We start from the raw sequence: 14599 nt of genomic DNA on the forward strand, positions 1-14599 counted from the left end.
CGCCTGAAGTTATCTGAGTTGTCAGCGTACGGACAGTCAGCGGCCTGCGACAGGGCCGGCATCGCTTCTCTGTGCCGCGCTCGTCACACCGAACACCGGCGGCCCGCACGTCGCACACGCGGCGACCACGCTCCGCAGGGTGTTCTGCGTCACGTGGTGCCGCCCTTCCGCGAACCTTTGCGGTGCCGCCCTGACGGGTGGTTCATGACCGTGAGCCATGGGGCTGCCGCCTTCCGGCGCCGACGGACGACCGGGGCCGGGCGTGGAGATCGAGCCGCCGTGGGGCGTGTGTGTCTGCAGTGGCGCTGCACCTGACGGCCCTCGCTCTCTGGTGAGAGGCGCTCTCGCCGTGTAACGTCGCTGGCAGATGTCGTGGTTCGCAGTACCTGCCCGCGCCGTGGTGCGGGCGTTTTGCTGTGCAGTGCCCGAGGACCAGGACGACTACCTCCGGGTCCGCGCGGTGCGGACCCGTCATCGAGTGAGAGGCACTGGCATGGCCAGCGGAACTGTCAAGTGGTTCAACGCCGAAAAGGGCTTCGGTTTCATCGCGCAGGACGGCGGCGGCCCCGACGTCTTCGCGCACTACTCCAACATCAACGCCACTGGCTTCCGTGAGCTTCAGGAAGGCCAGGCCGTGACGTTCGACATCACCCAGGGTCAGAAGGGCCCGCAGGCGGAGAACATCACCCCCGCCTGATTTTCGCGTCACGTCCGCACGGCGCCTCGCCGGCCATGGGTCGTCGAGGTGCCGTGCGGGACGGCGTACGACGAAGGCTCGCCGTTCTCCCCAAGCGGGGCGGCCGGGCCGCGTACTGACACAGCGGCAGCGTGCGACACGCCCGCGACGGGCGGTATCCGCCCTTTCCGGCGCCTCCGGCGCCGATGCTCCCGACGGCCCCAGTGGCGCCGTCCTCCCTCGTCGGCGCCCCACCACCTAGCGCAGGTCGTGCCGGAGCGCCCGGGTTCTCCTGGCCCCCGGACCGGGACGAGGCCGTCGGCGACGGTCCGGCCGACGACGTCTGCCGCCGCGCCGATTTCCCCCATCGCTTCCGCGGCTTGTGGTCCGGCCCCGTCGATGATGTCTCTGTCCCCGGACCTGTCCTCCGGGTCGTATACGTCGAGGCCCCATCCCCGGGCCCGTCCGTCACGCGGTCGGACCGGAGCGGAACGGTGTTACTCACTTTCGGGTGACCGTCCGGTGCGCTGCGGTGACGTGGAGGATGTCCGGCTATCTCCTGGAAGCTGTAGGAGTACGGGAGTTGGAGATGGCGAGCTGTCACTCATCGGCTTTCAGCAGTTAAAGGGCTGATACAAGCATCTGTAACCGACATGTCCGTAATTCGTAACAGGCGCCGGGTGTCGCCCGTCCTGGGCGGGGATGTGCAGCAAGTTATGAGTCCTCGGCCACCGGGCCGGGACTCGCACAGGGTCGCACCGTGCGGGTTCCCCGAAAGGGGTGCCCGCACGGGGTGTGCCGGCTCTCGAACCTTGAGGAGCAATCATGTCCGTTTCCACGTCTGTCACTGCCCGCCGCGTGGCGGCCGCGGTCATCGCGGCCGGCGCGCTGGTCGGCTCGGCGTCCGTGTCGGCCTCGGCCGCCGCCCCGCGCGACCGCTCGCACGTCGCCATCAGCAGGGTCCAGAGCGACGCCCCGGGCTTTGACGACCGCTCCGCCCGTTCCTTGAACGCGGAGTGGGTGGAAATCACCAACTCCGGTCGCCACGGGGTGAACCTGAACGGGTGGACGCTGAAGGACGAAGACGGCAACCGCTACACCTTCAGGCACTACACCCTGGCCGGCCGTTCCACCGTCCGCGTCCACACCGGTTACGGCCGTGACACCAACCGTGACCTCTTCCAGGACCGCCGCAACGAGGTGTGGGACAACCGCTCCGACACCGCCACGCTGCGCAGCGACCGCGGCCGCTTCGTCGACAGCGTCTCCTGGGGCCGGCACCACGACCGCAACCACGGCCGTGACGACCACCGCGGCCACGGCCACTGAACATCCCCTGACGGCACGCCCGTTCAGAGCCGGATGATGGTGGATGACCGGCCGAGGGCCGGACGCCGCCAGACCCCGTGATCACTCGGCTCGCCGACGGCCTCGCTGAGGAAGACCCGCACCGCACGGTGCGGGTCTTCCGCGTGTACGGGAACACGGCCCTCCGCCCGGACAGCCGGACAGCCGCGTCGCGTTCGGCGCGCGGCCGAAGCACACGCCAACCGGCCACCACGGTCCCGTTCGGTGCTGCCGCGGAAGAGCGCGACAGACCCGAAGCCGAGCCCTCGCCGGCCCTGCGGGGCCACGGCCGCTCAGCCGGGCCCCATCCCGGAGCCGCCGAGCAGCAGGCCCACATCGACCGCCGCCACGACGACCGCCGTCACGAACGCCAGCCGCTCCCGGCGGCGCCCCAGCACCGTCCCCGTCACCGCCACCAGGAGGACCAGGGCCAGCGCCGTCACCTCGCGCCGCCCGGGCGGCCCGGCGGGCCCCAGTGCCAGCAGCGCGGACGCGATCACCAGCGGTACCGGAAGCAGCAGCCGCGCACGGTCCGGGCCCAGCCGCTGCGGCCACCCCCGTACACCCGTGACCAGATCACCGCGAATGTCGGGAAGCACATCGCCCAGATGCGCTCCGACCCCCAGGAGCGCCCCGGCGGCGAGGATCCACCAGGCCGGCCACGGATGGCCGGGCAGCTCGAGCGTCACGAAGGCGGGGAGCGCGGCGAACCCCAGCGCGTAGGGCGCCCAGGACCAACAGGTGGCCTTGAGCCGCAGGTTGTACGCCCATGCCGCCCCGACCGCGGCCAGGTGGACCGCGCCGGCCCAGAGGCCGCAGAGGAGCGAGAGAGGCACACACAGGGCCAGCGCCGCGTACGCGGCAGCCCACGCCTGACCCGCTCCGATCACGCCGTCCACGACGGGCTTGCCACGGCGGCCGGCCGCGATGTCCCGCCGCGCGTCGAACGCGTCGTTGCACCAGCCGACGGAGAGCTGCCCCGCGAGCACGGCGGCCCAGACCAGGAGACAGCCCCGGGGCCCGCGGCCGGTGATCACGGCCAGCGCCGCCGTCAGGGTGGAGACGGCCCCGACCGCGCCGGGGTGGCACGCGCGGCCCAGACCGGCCACCAGGCCGCTCCCGCGTCCCGCGGTGTCTCCGGCCGTCGTGTGCTCGGGAGTACCCACCCGGCGATGGTAGGAGGCCTCGTCCGCCCGGTCCGGGCCCGCCACGGGACGAACCGCCGGACGGGCGATCCCTGGTGGCGATGAGCCGGCCCGGGGAAGGGCTGTTGGGCCAAGCCCACCCCAGCCGGTTCGGACGGGAGCCCTATGACGCGGATCGCCGCCGTTCACGGAACCCTCGCGCCGCACCGCTACGACCAGTCCGAGATCACCGACATGGTGGCCCGCAGATGTCTCGGGGACGGCGCCGACCGCCGTGCGCTCGACCGCCTGCACCGCGCCGCGAAGGTGGGCGGCCGCCACATGACCCTGCCGCTCGAACAGTACGACGAACTGGACGGATTCGGCGCCGCGAACAGCGTCTTCGTCCAGGTCGCGACGGACATGGGGGCCAAGGCCGTCCGGGAGGCACTGCGCCTGGCCGGTCTGTCCGCGGCCGACGTGGACCTGCTGGTCTTCACCTCCGTCACGGGGATCGCCGCGCCCTCCGTCGACGCCCGGCTGGCGGGCCGCCTGGGACTGCGGCCGGACGTCAGGCGGCTGCCGATGTTCGGCCTGGGCTGCGCCGGGGGAGCCGCGGGCCTCTCGCGGATGCACGACTACCTGCTGGGCCGGCCCGGGGAGGTCGCGGTCCTGCTGTCGGTGGAACTGTGCTCGCTGACCTTCCAGCGCGGCGACGCCTCCCTGGCCAACCTGGTCGCCACCGGTCTGTTCGGCGACGGCGCCGCCGCGGTGGTGGCCTGCGGATCCCGTCGCAGGGGCGAGGCCGCCGGCCCCACGATCGTGGACACGCGCAGCCGGCTGTACCCCGACACCGGCCGCATCCTCGGCTGGGACATCAAGGACTCGGGCTTCCAGGTCGTGCTGGACCCGGAGATCCCCGAGGTGGTGCGCCGTCACCTCGCCGACGACGTACGGGGGTTCCTGGACGACCACGGTCTGAAGGCGAAGGACATCGGCGCGTGGGTGTGCCATCCCGGCGGGCCCCAGATCCTGGAGGCCGTCGGTGACGCTCTCGACCTGCCGGACGGGGCCCTGGACGTGAGCTGGCGTCATCTGGCCGACGTGGGCAACCTCTCCTCGTCGTCCGTGCTGCACGTACTGCGCGACACCCTGGCCACCCGCCGCCCGCCCGCCGGTACCCCGGGTGTACTGCTGGCGATGGGGCCGGGCTTCGCCTGTGAACTGGTGCTGTTGCGCTGGTAGGCCACCCGGCGCACGACATGGAACGGTGGGACACGGAGACATGGACTGGTACGCACTGCTGGTGGGCGCCGTCGCCGCCGAACGGGTGGGCGAACTCGTCGTCGCCCGTCGCAACGCGCGCTGGAGCCGTGCGCGCGGCGCGATCGAGGCGGGCCGGGGCCACTACCCGGCGATGGTCGCCCTGCACACCGCCCTGCTCATCGGCTGCCCGGCCGAGGTGTGGCTGGCCGATCGGCCCTTCGTCCCGGCGCTCGGCTGGTCCATGCTGGCCGTGCTCGTGGCCGCCCAGGCCTTGCGCTGGTGGTGCATCGTCACCCTGGGGTCCCGGTGGAACACCCGGGTGATCGTCGTGCCCGGCCTGCCGCTGGTGGCGCGCGGCCCCTACAGGGCGCTGCGGCATCCGAACTACGTGGCGGTCGTCGCGGAAGGCGTGGCGCTCCCCCTGGTGCACACCGCCTGGGTCACGGCGGTCGTCTTCACCCTGGTGAACGCCGCCGTTCTCACGGTACGTATCCGGTGCGAGAACCGGGCACTGGCCGGCGTGGCCACCTCCTTCGCGTCCGTACCGGCGTGATCGACGTCCTGGTGGCCGGGGGCGGCCCGGCCGGTCTGGCCGCCGCGATCCACAGCGCGCTGGCGGGCCTGGAGGCGGTCGTCGTCGAGCCGCGGACCGCGCCCGTCGACAAGGCCTGCGGAGAAGGCGTCATGCCGAGCGGCGTCGCCGGGCTGCGGGCGCTGGGTGTCCGGCCCGTGGGCAAGGAACTGCGCGGAATCCGGTACGTGGACGGCACCGCCCGCGCCGAGGCGTCCTTCCGGGGCCCCCGCGGCCTGGGCATCCGCCGTACCGAGCTGCACCGGGCGCTGCACGAGCGCGCGCTCGGCCTCGGGGTACGGATCGTGCCGGGCAGGGCGGGGGAGGTGTGCCAGACCGCGGACACGGTCACCGCCGCGGGACTCACGGCGCGCTGGCTGATCGCCGCCGACGGTCTGCACTCCGCCGTCCGCCGCGGCCTCGGTCTTGACCTGCCCGGCGGCGCGCACCGGCGCTACGGACTGCGCCGGCACTACCGTGTCGAGCCCTGGACGGACTTCGTCGAGGTCCATTGGTCCGGCCGGGGCGAGGCCTACGTGACACCGGTCGCCGACGACCTGGTCGGCGTCGCGGTCCTCAGCCGCGAGCGGCGCGGATACGACGAGCACCTGGCCGGCTTCCCGGACCTCACCGCGTCGCTGCGCGGGGCCGGGGCCACCGACGTGCGAGGCGCCGGGCCGCTGCTCCAGCGGGTACGCCGCAGGGTCGCCGGCCGGGTCCTGCTCGTCGGCGACGCGGCGGGCTATGTCGACGCCCTCACCGGGGAGGGGATCGCCCTCGGCCTGGCGACCGCCGGCGCCGCCGTCCGCTGCCTCGCGGCGGGCAGGCCAGGGGAGTACGAGCGGGCGTGGGCGCTGCTGACCAGGCGCCACCGGTTGCTGACCGGCGCTCTCCTGGCCGCGAGCCGCCGTCCCGGCACCGCCCGCCTGGTCGTCCCGGCGGCGGCCCGGCTGCCACCGGTGTTCACCGCCGCGGTCCGCGCCCTCCAGTAGCGCGGCGGAAAACTCACCGACCCGGAAGGACGAGAACCGCCCTGGACCGCCGGGTTCGGGGTACCCGGGTCCTCAGCGATGGCCGGAGCGCGCTGGGTCCCGGCACATCAGGCCCTCGTGGCCACCGTGATCGCGATCAAGAGGAGTGCCCACCGATGAGCGAACCGTCCGACGACAACCACACCCCCACGACACCCGGCGAGATGCGTGAGCAGGTCGAGCGGACCCGCACCGAGCTGGGAGAGACGGTCCAGGCACTGTCCGACAAGGCCGATGCCAGGGCCCGCGCCAAGGAGAAGGGCGTCGAGGTCAAGGAGAAGACCGTGGAGATGGCCGAGCAGGCCAAGGAGAAGACCGCCGAGGTCGCCGAGCAGGCCCTGGCCAAGGCGGGCGAGCTGAGGACCAGGGCGGCCAAGGCCGCGCACACCGTGCAGGACAAGGTGCCCGACCCGGTCAAGGACCGGGCGGCCCAGGCCGCGGACCAGGTGCGGGACAAGGCCGCGCAGGCCGGTGGCGTATGGCAGGAGAAGGCACCGGAACCCCTGCGGCAGCAGGCGGCCCAGGGGGCTCGGCTGGCGCGCGAGAACCGGGCGCTGGTGCTGGCCGCGGCGGGCACCGCCGTCCTCGTCTGGCTGGTGCTCCGGAACCGGAAGGGATGAACGGGCGGCCGCGCGGATCGGCGTCGGGCTGATCCGGCGCCCCGCGCGGTGCTCGCGATTCCGGGCGACCTGTGAGGCCGCGGACCATCGGGGGTACTCGATGTCCGCGTACGGGCACCTCCGGCACGTACAGGCCACATCCAGGAAGAGGGCGCACCATGCCTGCAGGATCGAACAGGAAGCGCGAGCGGCAGTACGAACACATCAAGCAGAGCGCGCAGGACCGCGGCGAGTCCACGAGCCGTGCCGAGGAGATCGCGGCCCGCACGGTGAACAAGGAGCGGGCCCGGGCCGGCGAGTCCGAGACGGCGAGCAAGGCGTCCTTGCGCGACCCGAAGTCGGCGTCGCAGCGGGGTGGCGAGCGTTCGCACTCCGGGGCGCAGGGTCCCACCAGGGACCAGTTGTACGAAGAGGCCAAGAAGCGCGACATCCACGGACGCTCGTCCATGAGCAAGCAGCAGCTGAAGAACGCGCTGGGCCGCTGAGAGACGTACCGCGGCGCCGGGCGGAAGACCGGCCGCCGGCCGGAAGGGCGCGTCACACGGGCGAGCCGCGACACCAGGGGCGGCTTCGCGGGTGGGGCCATCAGGAGAGGGACTGCCGATGCAGGGCGACGCACGGACGAACGGACGCGATGAATCACCAGAGGAGCGGGCCGACCGCAAGTGGCTCGACCTGCTCCAGGAGATCCGCGTGGCCCAGACCGGCGTGCAGATCCTGTTCGGCTTCCTGCTGACCGTGGTGTTCCAGCCGTCCTACCGGCGGCTGTCCGAGGCGGACCAGAGCCTGTACATGGTCACGATCGTCCTCGGCGCGGCCGCCGTCGGCACGCTGGTCGCCCCGGTGGCGTTCCACCGCATCGTGACGGGCCGCTTCATCAAGCCGGAGGCCGTCGTGTGGGCGTCCAGGCTGACCCTGCTCGGTCTGCTGCTCCTGCTGCTCACCATGACCTCCTCCCTCCTGCTGGTGCTGCGCACGGCCACCGACGACGACGGGTACGTGCCCTGGATCGTCGCGGGTGTGGCGGGGCTGTACATCCTGTGGTGGCTCGTCATCCCGGCGGCTCTTCGTGTGCGCATGGCGGACCGTACGGGCGACTCCCGCGACGCGGACGGCCCGGAAGCGGACTGAACCGGACGCCCGGCACCTGCCCCGGGTGGGACGGCCGCTGCGGCCGTCCCACCCGGCGGCCGCCCGGACGCGCGCTGTCCGGGACCGCGTGGGGGCGTCTCGGTCAGCGGTTGCGGATGGCGCTGGTGGTGAAGAATCCGGTGGCGGCGGCGGCGACAAGAGCACAGACAGACAACAGCATGGTTCGACGCACGGGACGTCCTCTCTGACTGATCGTGAGTTGGCACCGTGCACAACGCCGGTCATGCCATCAGGGGCTCGCCGCCGCCCCATACGCCACCCGCATGGACGCGATGCCGGGCCGCGTCCCGCGCGTCACCAGGTGGCCCGGCACATCCGCCGTAACCGTGCCGCTCAGCGAACGCGTGCCACCGCCGCGTAGATGCCGCTGTCCTCCGGAGCGGGCGCCGCCGACTTGGCCCACTTCGTCGCCGTCACCAGGCCGGGGGAGACGAGGTCGAGGCCGTCGAAGAAGCGCTCCACCTCGGCGCGGGTACGGAAGCCGAGCTGGATGCCGCCCTTCGCGTACTCGGCGGTGACCTGTGCGGAGAGCTCGGGGAACACGTCGGAGGAGGCGTGCGACAGCACCAGGTAACTGCCCGAGGGCAGGGTGTCGACCAGGTTGCGGACGATGGAGTGGGCGTCCTGCTCGTCGGGGATGAAGTGCATGAGCGCGATCAGCGACAGCGCGATCGGACGGCTGAAGTCCAGGACGTGGCGGGCGTGTTGGACGATGTCCTGCGGCCGCCGCACATCGGCCTGGATGTAGTCGGTGACACCCTCGGGCCGGCTCACCAGGAGCGCCTCGGCGTGACGCAGCACGATCGGGTCGTTGTCGGTGTAGACGACCTTCGCCGACGGCGTGATGTCCTGGACGATCTGGTGCAGGTTCGGCTGGGTGGGGATGCCGGTGCCTATGTCCAGGAACTGGTCGACGCCCTGTCCGGCGAGCCAGGCGGACGCCCGCTGCATGAACTCCCGGTTCTGCCGGGCCGCGTCCCTCGCCTCGGGCGGCAGCTTCTCTCCCACCGCCTCGTCGACCGGGTAGTTGTCCTTGCCGCCCAACAGCCAGTCGTAGACCCGCGCGGGATGCGCCTTGCTGGTGTCGAGCGGCGGAAACGACTGTCGGTCGATCGTCATGCTAGCTCCCATCGCACCACGCAAACGCGGGCAGGCCAAATGTTCGATCATCCTACTCGGAGCGGTCATGTGGGCGGCGCCGTAGGGGAGTTGAGGGAACGACGAGCCACCCGTGAGGAACGGGACAGGCCGGGCACTCCGGCCGTAATCGCGGATTCGCGCGGAAGGACGGGCCGGGCTCCGGTTGCGTGGCTCCGCGGGCGCCCGCAGGCTGGCTGGAGGAGTGACCCGTGGCAGGGGATGGTCGTCGTGAGCGGATCCGCAGGCCGGACGACGCGACTGTTCTCACGCCGGGACCGCGCCGTCATCGCCGCCGCCTCGATCGCGATGCTCCTGGTGGAGCTGGACTGGTTCGCGCTGAACCTGATGCTGCCCGTGATCGCCCGTGACTTCGGGACACCGGCCACGAACCTTCAGTGGCTCGTGAGCGGCTACATGCTGACACTCGGGGCATTGATGATCGTCGGCGGGCGGGCGGCGGACCTGTACGGCCGCAGACGGATCATCGTCGTCGGGCTGACCGGCTTCGCCGTGATGTCGGTGGTGTGCAGCGCCGCGCCGAACGCGGCCTGGCTGACCGCGGGACGCGTGGTCCAGGGGATGGCCGCGGCCCTGGTCCTGCCCATCGCGGTGGCGGTGGTGACCGCGCACTTTCGTGACGGCCGTCAGGGCCGGGCCGTCGGGACGGTTCTCGCCTTCAGCGCCGTGGGTACGGCGCTGGGGCCCTTCGTCGGCGGCACCTTCGCCGAGCTCGTCAGCTGGCGCGCGGTCTTCCTGCTGAACGTTCCGTTCTGCGCGCTGGCCGCGCTGCTGATGCTGCGGTACGTGACGGAGTCGCGGGACGAGGGGGCCGCACGGGGGATGGACCTGCCGGGCGCCGTCACGCTGGCCGGCGGTCTGACGGCCGTCATGATCGCCGTGGACCAGGGATCGAGCTGGGGCTGGGCCTCGACGGCCACGCTGGCGTGCTTCGCCGTGGGCGCGGTGATGCTGGCCCTGTTCGTGGTGGTCGAGCGGCGTGCGGCGGAACCGCTGATCGACCTGTCCCTGCTGCGCAACCGGCCGTTCGTGACCGTGACGGTGGCCGGGACGGTGTCGAACATCGTGTACTGCCTCGTCGCGGTGCTGGCGGCGCTGTACCTGGAGCAGGCGCGGGGGCTGTCACCGCTGGAGTCGGGAGTGGTCTTCCTGGCGCTGTCGGCGGGAGTCGGCGCGGCGAGCTACTGGTCGGGTCATCTGGCGCACCGGTGGCGGGCGGAGGTGCTGATGACGGTCGGGCTGCTGCTGAGTGGGGTGGCGCTCGCCGCGCTGACCTGGGTGCATCCCCTGCCGCTCTACGCCGCCGTGTTCGCGGTGGTCGGAGCGGGCGTCGGGCTCGGCTGGGCGCTCACCAACGCGGCCACCCAGTCGTACGTGTCCGCAGGGCGGCTCGCGGCCGCGTCGGGACTGGTGCTCACCTCCCTGGTGCTGTGGGGCGCCGTGGCCGTGACGGTGGCCGCGACCGTGCTGGAGGAGGTCAGCGGCTCCGCGGGCGGAGCGGCGTCCGACGGCTCGGCGATCAACGGGGTGCTGCGGGTGGTCGCCGTGCTCGCCGTGGCCGGTGCCGCGGTGCTGGTACCGCTCGTCCGCTCCGGCACGGGGACACCCGCGGGAGAGCCCGCGCCGGCGCCCCGAGGAGTCGACGCGGCCGGGCGAACGCCCTCCTAGCGTCCGGTGGGCGAGGACCCCGCCTTCGCCGGTGCGGCGGAAGGCGCCTCGGGGCGCGGCCCCGCGGAGCCGGACGCGCCGCGCGACGAGCGGGAGACCGCGGCACGGTACCGAGGGTGGCCGCACAGGCGTGACCCGGCCCGAAGCGGGTACCGGTGCCCGGCGGTTGGACACCGGCACCCGTCGCGCGTTCCGGTCGGTCCGTGCGGGCGAGAGCCTCTCGAGTCGGGTTTTGAACCGCGCTTTACATACGTACTGCAACCGTGGGCCGGTGCCCGCAGTCCAAATGAACAGTGAGGCAGGCACGATTGTGAGCCGGGGTAAAAGTGAAGCGACGTAGCGGGATATCGACGGCACTCGTCATGGTGGCGGTGCTGGCGGGGGCCAGTGCCTGTGGCGGGGGTACGCCGAAGGCGAGTTCAGACGACGGAAAGGCGGGGTCGAAGAAGCCGACGGCCAGTGCGAAGCCGTCTCCATCGAAGCCCGCCGGGCCACCGATGCTCTTGGAGACGATCACGCCGCAGACCGGTGCCACGGTCGGCGTCGCGATGCCGATCTCGGTGATCTTCACCAATCCGGTGGCCCAGAAGGCGCGCGCCGGCATCGAGAAGCACATGAAGGTCACCAGCACCCAGCCGATGACGGGCGCGTGGCACTGGTTCGGGGACCGGCGCGCCGACTGGCGGCCCAAGTCGTACTGGGCGAGCGGGACGAAGGTGAAGGTCACCGCCGACCTGAAGGGTGTCGCCAACGGCAACGGCCGCTACGGCACGCGTTCCTACATCCACGACTTCACGGTCGGCGACGACGTCCGAGCGGATGTGTCGGTCACCGGCCACACGATGAAGGTCACCAAGAACGGCGCGCCCGTACGGACCCTGTCGATCAACGCGGGCAGCGCCGAATACCCCACGTGGAACGGCGTGATGGCGGTGATCGACAAGCAGGAGAAGGTCCACATGACCTCGTGCAGCGTCGGCATCAGCTGCAACAAGGGCGACGCGAACTACTACGACCTGACCCTTCCCTGGGACGTCCACCTGACCCAGTCCGGGACCTACGTCCACTACTCGACCGGTGACCCGAACCCGGGCAGTGGCAGCGCCCGGGGCTCGCACGGCTGTGTCCACCTCTCCATCACCGACGCCAAGTGGTTCTACGGCCAGGTCAAGCAGGGTGACCCGGTGTCCGTCACCGGCTCCCCGCGCGCCAAGGCCCCGGCCGACAACGGCTACGCCTCGTTCAACCTGAGCTGGGACCAGTGGCTGGCGGGCAGCGCGAGCGGAGAGACCACCGCGGGGTGACGCGTGGTGGCGCACCGGGGCCGGGGTGATCAGAAGAGCATGGCCAGATCGCCCGGCCGCACCCGGGCCGTGACGGGGAGGGTGGCCTCGACCTCCCCGTCGGCGCCGTAGGGCACGGGCCGGTCGGCCTCGATGCGGATCTCCCGGCCCCGCAGGATCACGACTTCCGGCCGCGCGGTGTGCGCGCCGGTCTTGAGCTCGTTCATGAGGGTGAAGAACAGCCGGCGCGGGGCCTCGCGGATCATGACGACGTCCAGCAGGCCGTCGTCCGTCAGGGCCGCCGGGGCGATGATGCGCCCGGAGCCGTAGTAGGCGGAGTTGGCGGCCACGACGGTGTAGCCGCGGTGGAGGTGTTCCTCCCCGTCGACGGTGACGCGGTACGACACCGGCCGCCAGCCGGTGACCGCGCGCAGGCCGCCGGCGTAGTACGAGGCGGCCCCGCGCAGCACGCGTGCGTGGTTGGCGTGCTGATTGGCGAGCGCGTCGACGCCCGCGTACACGCTCCCGAGGACAACGGTGCGCGGGTGGACGGCGGATTCCACCTCGATGGTGTCGACGCGCCGGGGTTCGCTGTGCAGCAGGACGCGTGCCAGGTCCGCGGCCGCGGTGGGCAGTCGGAGCGCGCGGGCGAAGTCGTTGCCGCGGCCGGCGGGTATCAGGCCGAGGACGGTGTCGGTGCCGCTGAGGGCGCCGCCGATTCCGCCCGCGATGCCGTCGCCGCCCACGGCGAGGACGACCCGGCCCCGCTCCCCGGCGCTGAGCGCGAGCTCCTGCGCGTGGGCCAGGCTGCGGCTGTACTCGGTCTCCAGGCCGGCTCCGGCCTCCCTGAGCAGGCGGGCCACCGGGAGCAGCGCCGCCGCCCCGGTGGAGCCGCCCGCGGTGGGATTGACGACGGCGGTGAACTGTCGCATCGGTGTGCCTCCGGGCAGTGACGGGTGGGACGGAGCGGGTAGGGGCGGGACCTGGGGACGGCGCCGGTGTCCGGGGCCGGAGCCGGTGGTTGGGCTGTGCGCGGCGGGGTCCGGGCCGCCGGAACCCGATGGTGTGGCGGCGGCCCCGGGCCGCCGCCACACCATCGCCGTGGTGTCAGTCGACGGGCAGCAGGATCCCGGGGTTGAGGAGGCCGTCGGGGTCCAGCCGCCGCTTGACGGCCCGCAGGGCCTCGACGCCCAGCGTCCCGGCCTCCCGCAGGTACCAGTCACGGTGGTCCGTCCCCACCCCGTGGTGGTGGCTGATGGTTCCGCCCGCGTTCAGCACGGCCTCGTTGGCGGCCTCCTTGGCCGGCATCCAGTGGGCCACGGCGTCCTCGCCCTGCGCGGAGACCACGGTGAAGTAGAGCGAGGCACCGTTCTCGTAGACGTGCGAGATGTGGCACATGACCAGGGGCGGGGTTCCGGCGGCGGAGAGCGTCTCGGTCAGGGCGGCGCGTACGGAGGCGTACAGCTCGGGAACGCGTGACCAGAAGGTCGCGGTCTCCAGCGTCTCGGCGAAGGCCCCGGCGTCGAGCAGCGCGTCGCGCAGATAGGGCGCCGAGTAGCGGCCGTGCGCCCAGCGTTCGCCGGGTTCGGCGCCCAGGTAGGTGCCTCCGGCCGCGCGCAGGACCGCCGCGGCCTCCTCGCGGCGGCGCGCGGTCTCCTCCTCGGTCCCCTCGTATCCGGCGATGGCCGTGCAGCCGGCGGGCGTGGGGGCCTCGGCGGCGCCGATGGCGTCGGGCTGGGCGAGTCCGACGAAGGTCTCGGTCTCGTCGGACAGCCGCAGCACCGTGGGGCGCGGTCCGTCCTGGGCGAGCCGGCGCAGCGCGGTGGCCCCCTCCTCGAACGAGGCGAACCGCCACCCCTCGTAGACCCGCGTCCGCGGCAGCGGCCTGATCCGTACGGTGACGGAGGTGATGACCCCGAAGGCGCCCTCGGAGCCGAGGACCAGTTGCCGCAGGTCGGGGCCGGCCGCCGACCGGGGGGCACGGCCCGTGTCCAGGGTGCCCTCAGGGGTCGCGAGGGTCAGACCGAGGACCATCTCGTCGAAGCGGCCGTATCCGGCGGAGGCCTGGCCGCTGGAACGGGCGGCGGCGAACCCGCCGATGGTCGCCCACTCGTAGGACTGGGGGAAGTGCCCCAGGGTGAAGCCGTGTTCGGCCAGGAGCGCCTCCGCGTCGGGAGCGCGCAGGCCCGGCTGGAGCGTCGCCGTCCGGGAGACCGGGTCGATGCCGACCAGGGCGTTCATGCGGCGCAGGTCGAGGGCGACGAAGGCGCTGCGCTCCGGGGCGAGGCCGCCGACGACGGAGGTGCCGCCGCCGAACGGGACGACGGCGAGGCCGTGTTCGGAGCAGACGCGCAGCACGGCGAGGACCTCGTCGTGGGTGGAGGGCAGGACGACGGCCCCGGGGGCGTCCCCCGCGTCGCCCGCGCGGAGCTTCAGCAGATCGGGCGTGGACTTCCCGCGGGTGTGCCTGATCCGGGTCTCCGCGTCGGCGCGCACATGCTCCGCGCCGCCGACGGCCTCCGCCAGCGCGTCCAGGGCCGGGCCCGGCAACGGCTCGGGAACGGAGATCTCCTCGAGAGCGTGCGCGGCGGTGTCCCGCGGCTTGACGCCGAGCAGATCCCGCAGCAGGCCGGTCACCGAGTCGGGCAGCGGTGCCGCCTTGGCCGGGTCGCCCCAGCCACTCCACAGCATGTCCATGAACTA

At 72.6% G+C, this 14599-nt stretch carries 14 protein-coding genes; 10 read left to right on the plus strand and 4 right to left on the minus strand.

The annotated features are described in order from the left end of the window. Window positions 1-493 precede the first annotated feature (493 nt). Together ACF07B_RS24415 and ACF07B_RS24420 are read left to right on the plus strand one after the other, a co-directional pair. Window positions 494-697 (plus strand): cold-shock protein, encoded by a 204-nt coding sequence (locus tag ACF07B_RS24415; RefSeq protein WP_037622929.1) that lies wholly within the window; start codon window positions 494-496, stop codon window positions 695-697. Window positions 698-1501: 804 nt separating this feature from the next. Further along, the gene (locus ACF07B_RS24420) at window positions 1502-2005 is read left to right on the plus strand and encodes a lamin tail domain-containing protein (protein WP_392180484.1); all 504 of its coding nucleotides are present in this window, start codon (window positions 1502-1504) and stop codon (window positions 2003-2005) included. A gap of 311 nt (window positions 2006-2316) precedes the next feature. Here ACF07B_RS24420 and ACF07B_RS24425 read toward each other — a convergent pair whose 3' ends face one another. Next, entirely contained in the window at window positions 2317-3189 is an 873-nt protein-coding gene (locus ACF07B_RS24425) for a UbiA family prenyltransferase (protein WP_392180485.1), read from the minus strand. 144 nt (window positions 3190-3333) lie between these two features. Between ACF07B_RS24425 and ACF07B_RS24430 the strand changes: the two genes are divergently transcribed. The 6 genes from ACF07B_RS24430 to ACF07B_RS24455 all read left to right on the plus strand — a co-directional run bounded on the left by ACF07B_RS24430 (window position 3334) and on the right by ACF07B_RS24455 (window position 7766). Then, window positions 3334-4392 carry a type III polyketide synthase gene (locus ACF07B_RS24430; RefSeq protein ID WP_392180486.1) on the plus strand — a complete coding sequence of 353 codons (1059 nt, stop codon included), beginning with the start codon at window positions 3334-3336 and terminating at the stop codon, window positions 4390-4392. Between the two features lie 40 nt (window positions 4393-4432). Continuing rightward, the gene (locus ACF07B_RS24435) at window positions 4433-4966 is read left to right on the plus strand and encodes an isoprenylcysteine carboxyl methyltransferase family protein (RefSeq protein ID WP_369480707.1); all 534 of its coding nucleotides are present in this window, start codon (window positions 4433-4435) and stop codon (window positions 4964-4966) included. Then, window positions 4963-5976 carry an NAD(P)/FAD-dependent oxidoreductase gene (locus tag ACF07B_RS24440; RefSeq protein WP_392180487.1) on the plus strand — a complete coding sequence of 338 codons (1014 nt, stop codon included), beginning with the start codon at window positions 4963-4965 and terminating at the stop codon, window positions 5974-5976. Before ACF07B_RS24435 ends, ACF07B_RS24440 begins: the two co-directional genes overlap by 4 nt. 155 nt (window positions 5977-6131) lie before the next feature. Beyond that, the gene (locus ACF07B_RS24445) at window positions 6132-6635 is read left to right on the plus strand and encodes a DUF3618 domain-containing protein (RefSeq protein ID WP_392180488.1); all 504 of its coding nucleotides are present in this window, start codon (window positions 6132-6134) and stop codon (window positions 6633-6635) included. A gap of 158 nt (window positions 6636-6793) precedes the next feature. Further along, on the plus strand, window positions 6794-7120 hold the full coding sequence (locus tag ACF07B_RS24450) for a plasmid stabilization protein (protein ID WP_392180489.1): 327 nt from the start codon (window positions 6794-6796) through the stop codon (window positions 7118-7120). A gap of 118 nt (window positions 7121-7238) precedes the next feature. Then, complete coding sequence (locus ACF07B_RS24455; RefSeq protein ID WP_392180490.1) at window positions 7239-7766, plus strand: DUF6328 family protein; 528 nt, start codon at window positions 7239-7241, stop codon at window positions 7764-7766. A 354-nt stretch (window positions 7767-8120) separates the two neighbouring features. Here the strand turns inward: ACF07B_RS24455 and ACF07B_RS24460 are convergent, their stop codons facing one another. Beyond that, entirely contained in the window at window positions 8121-8906 is a 786-nt protein-coding gene (locus tag ACF07B_RS24460) for an SAM-dependent methyltransferase (protein WP_392180491.1), read from the minus strand. Window positions 8907-9155: 249 nt separating this feature from the next. Here ACF07B_RS24460 and ACF07B_RS24465 point away from each other — a divergent pair, with 249 nt between their 5' ends. Then, window positions 9156-10613: an MFS transporter gene (locus ACF07B_RS24465; RefSeq protein WP_392180492.1), complete on the plus strand. Its 1458-nt coding sequence runs from the start codon at window positions 9156-9158 to the stop codon at window positions 10611-10613. Between the two features lie 362 nt (window positions 10614-10975). After that, complete coding sequence (locus ACF07B_RS24470; protein ID WP_362391329.1) at window positions 10976-11917, plus strand: L,D-transpeptidase; 942 nt, start codon at window positions 10976-10978, stop codon at window positions 11915-11917. Window positions 11918-11946: 29 nt separating this feature from the next. On the opposite strand, the gene ACF07B_RS24475 is transcribed toward ACF07B_RS24470, so the two are convergent. Both ACF07B_RS24475 and ACF07B_RS24480 read right to left on the minus strand, forming a co-directional pair. Then, entirely contained in the window at window positions 11947-12828 is an 882-nt protein-coding gene (locus ACF07B_RS24475; protein ID WP_392180493.1) for a diacylglycerol kinase family protein, read from the minus strand. Window positions 12829-13003: 175 nt separating this feature from the next. Continuing rightward, the gene (locus ACF07B_RS24480) at window positions 13004-14593 is read right to left on the minus strand and encodes an FAD-binding oxidoreductase (RefSeq protein ID WP_392180494.1); all 1590 of its coding nucleotides are present in this window, start codon (window positions 14591-14593) and stop codon (window positions 13004-13006) included. Window positions 14594-14599: the final 6 nt, after the last annotated feature.

The organism is Streptomyces sp. NPDC015532 (assembly GCF_043078065.1).
GTDB lineage: Bacteria > Actinomycetota > Actinomycetes > Streptomycetales > Streptomycetaceae > Streptomyces.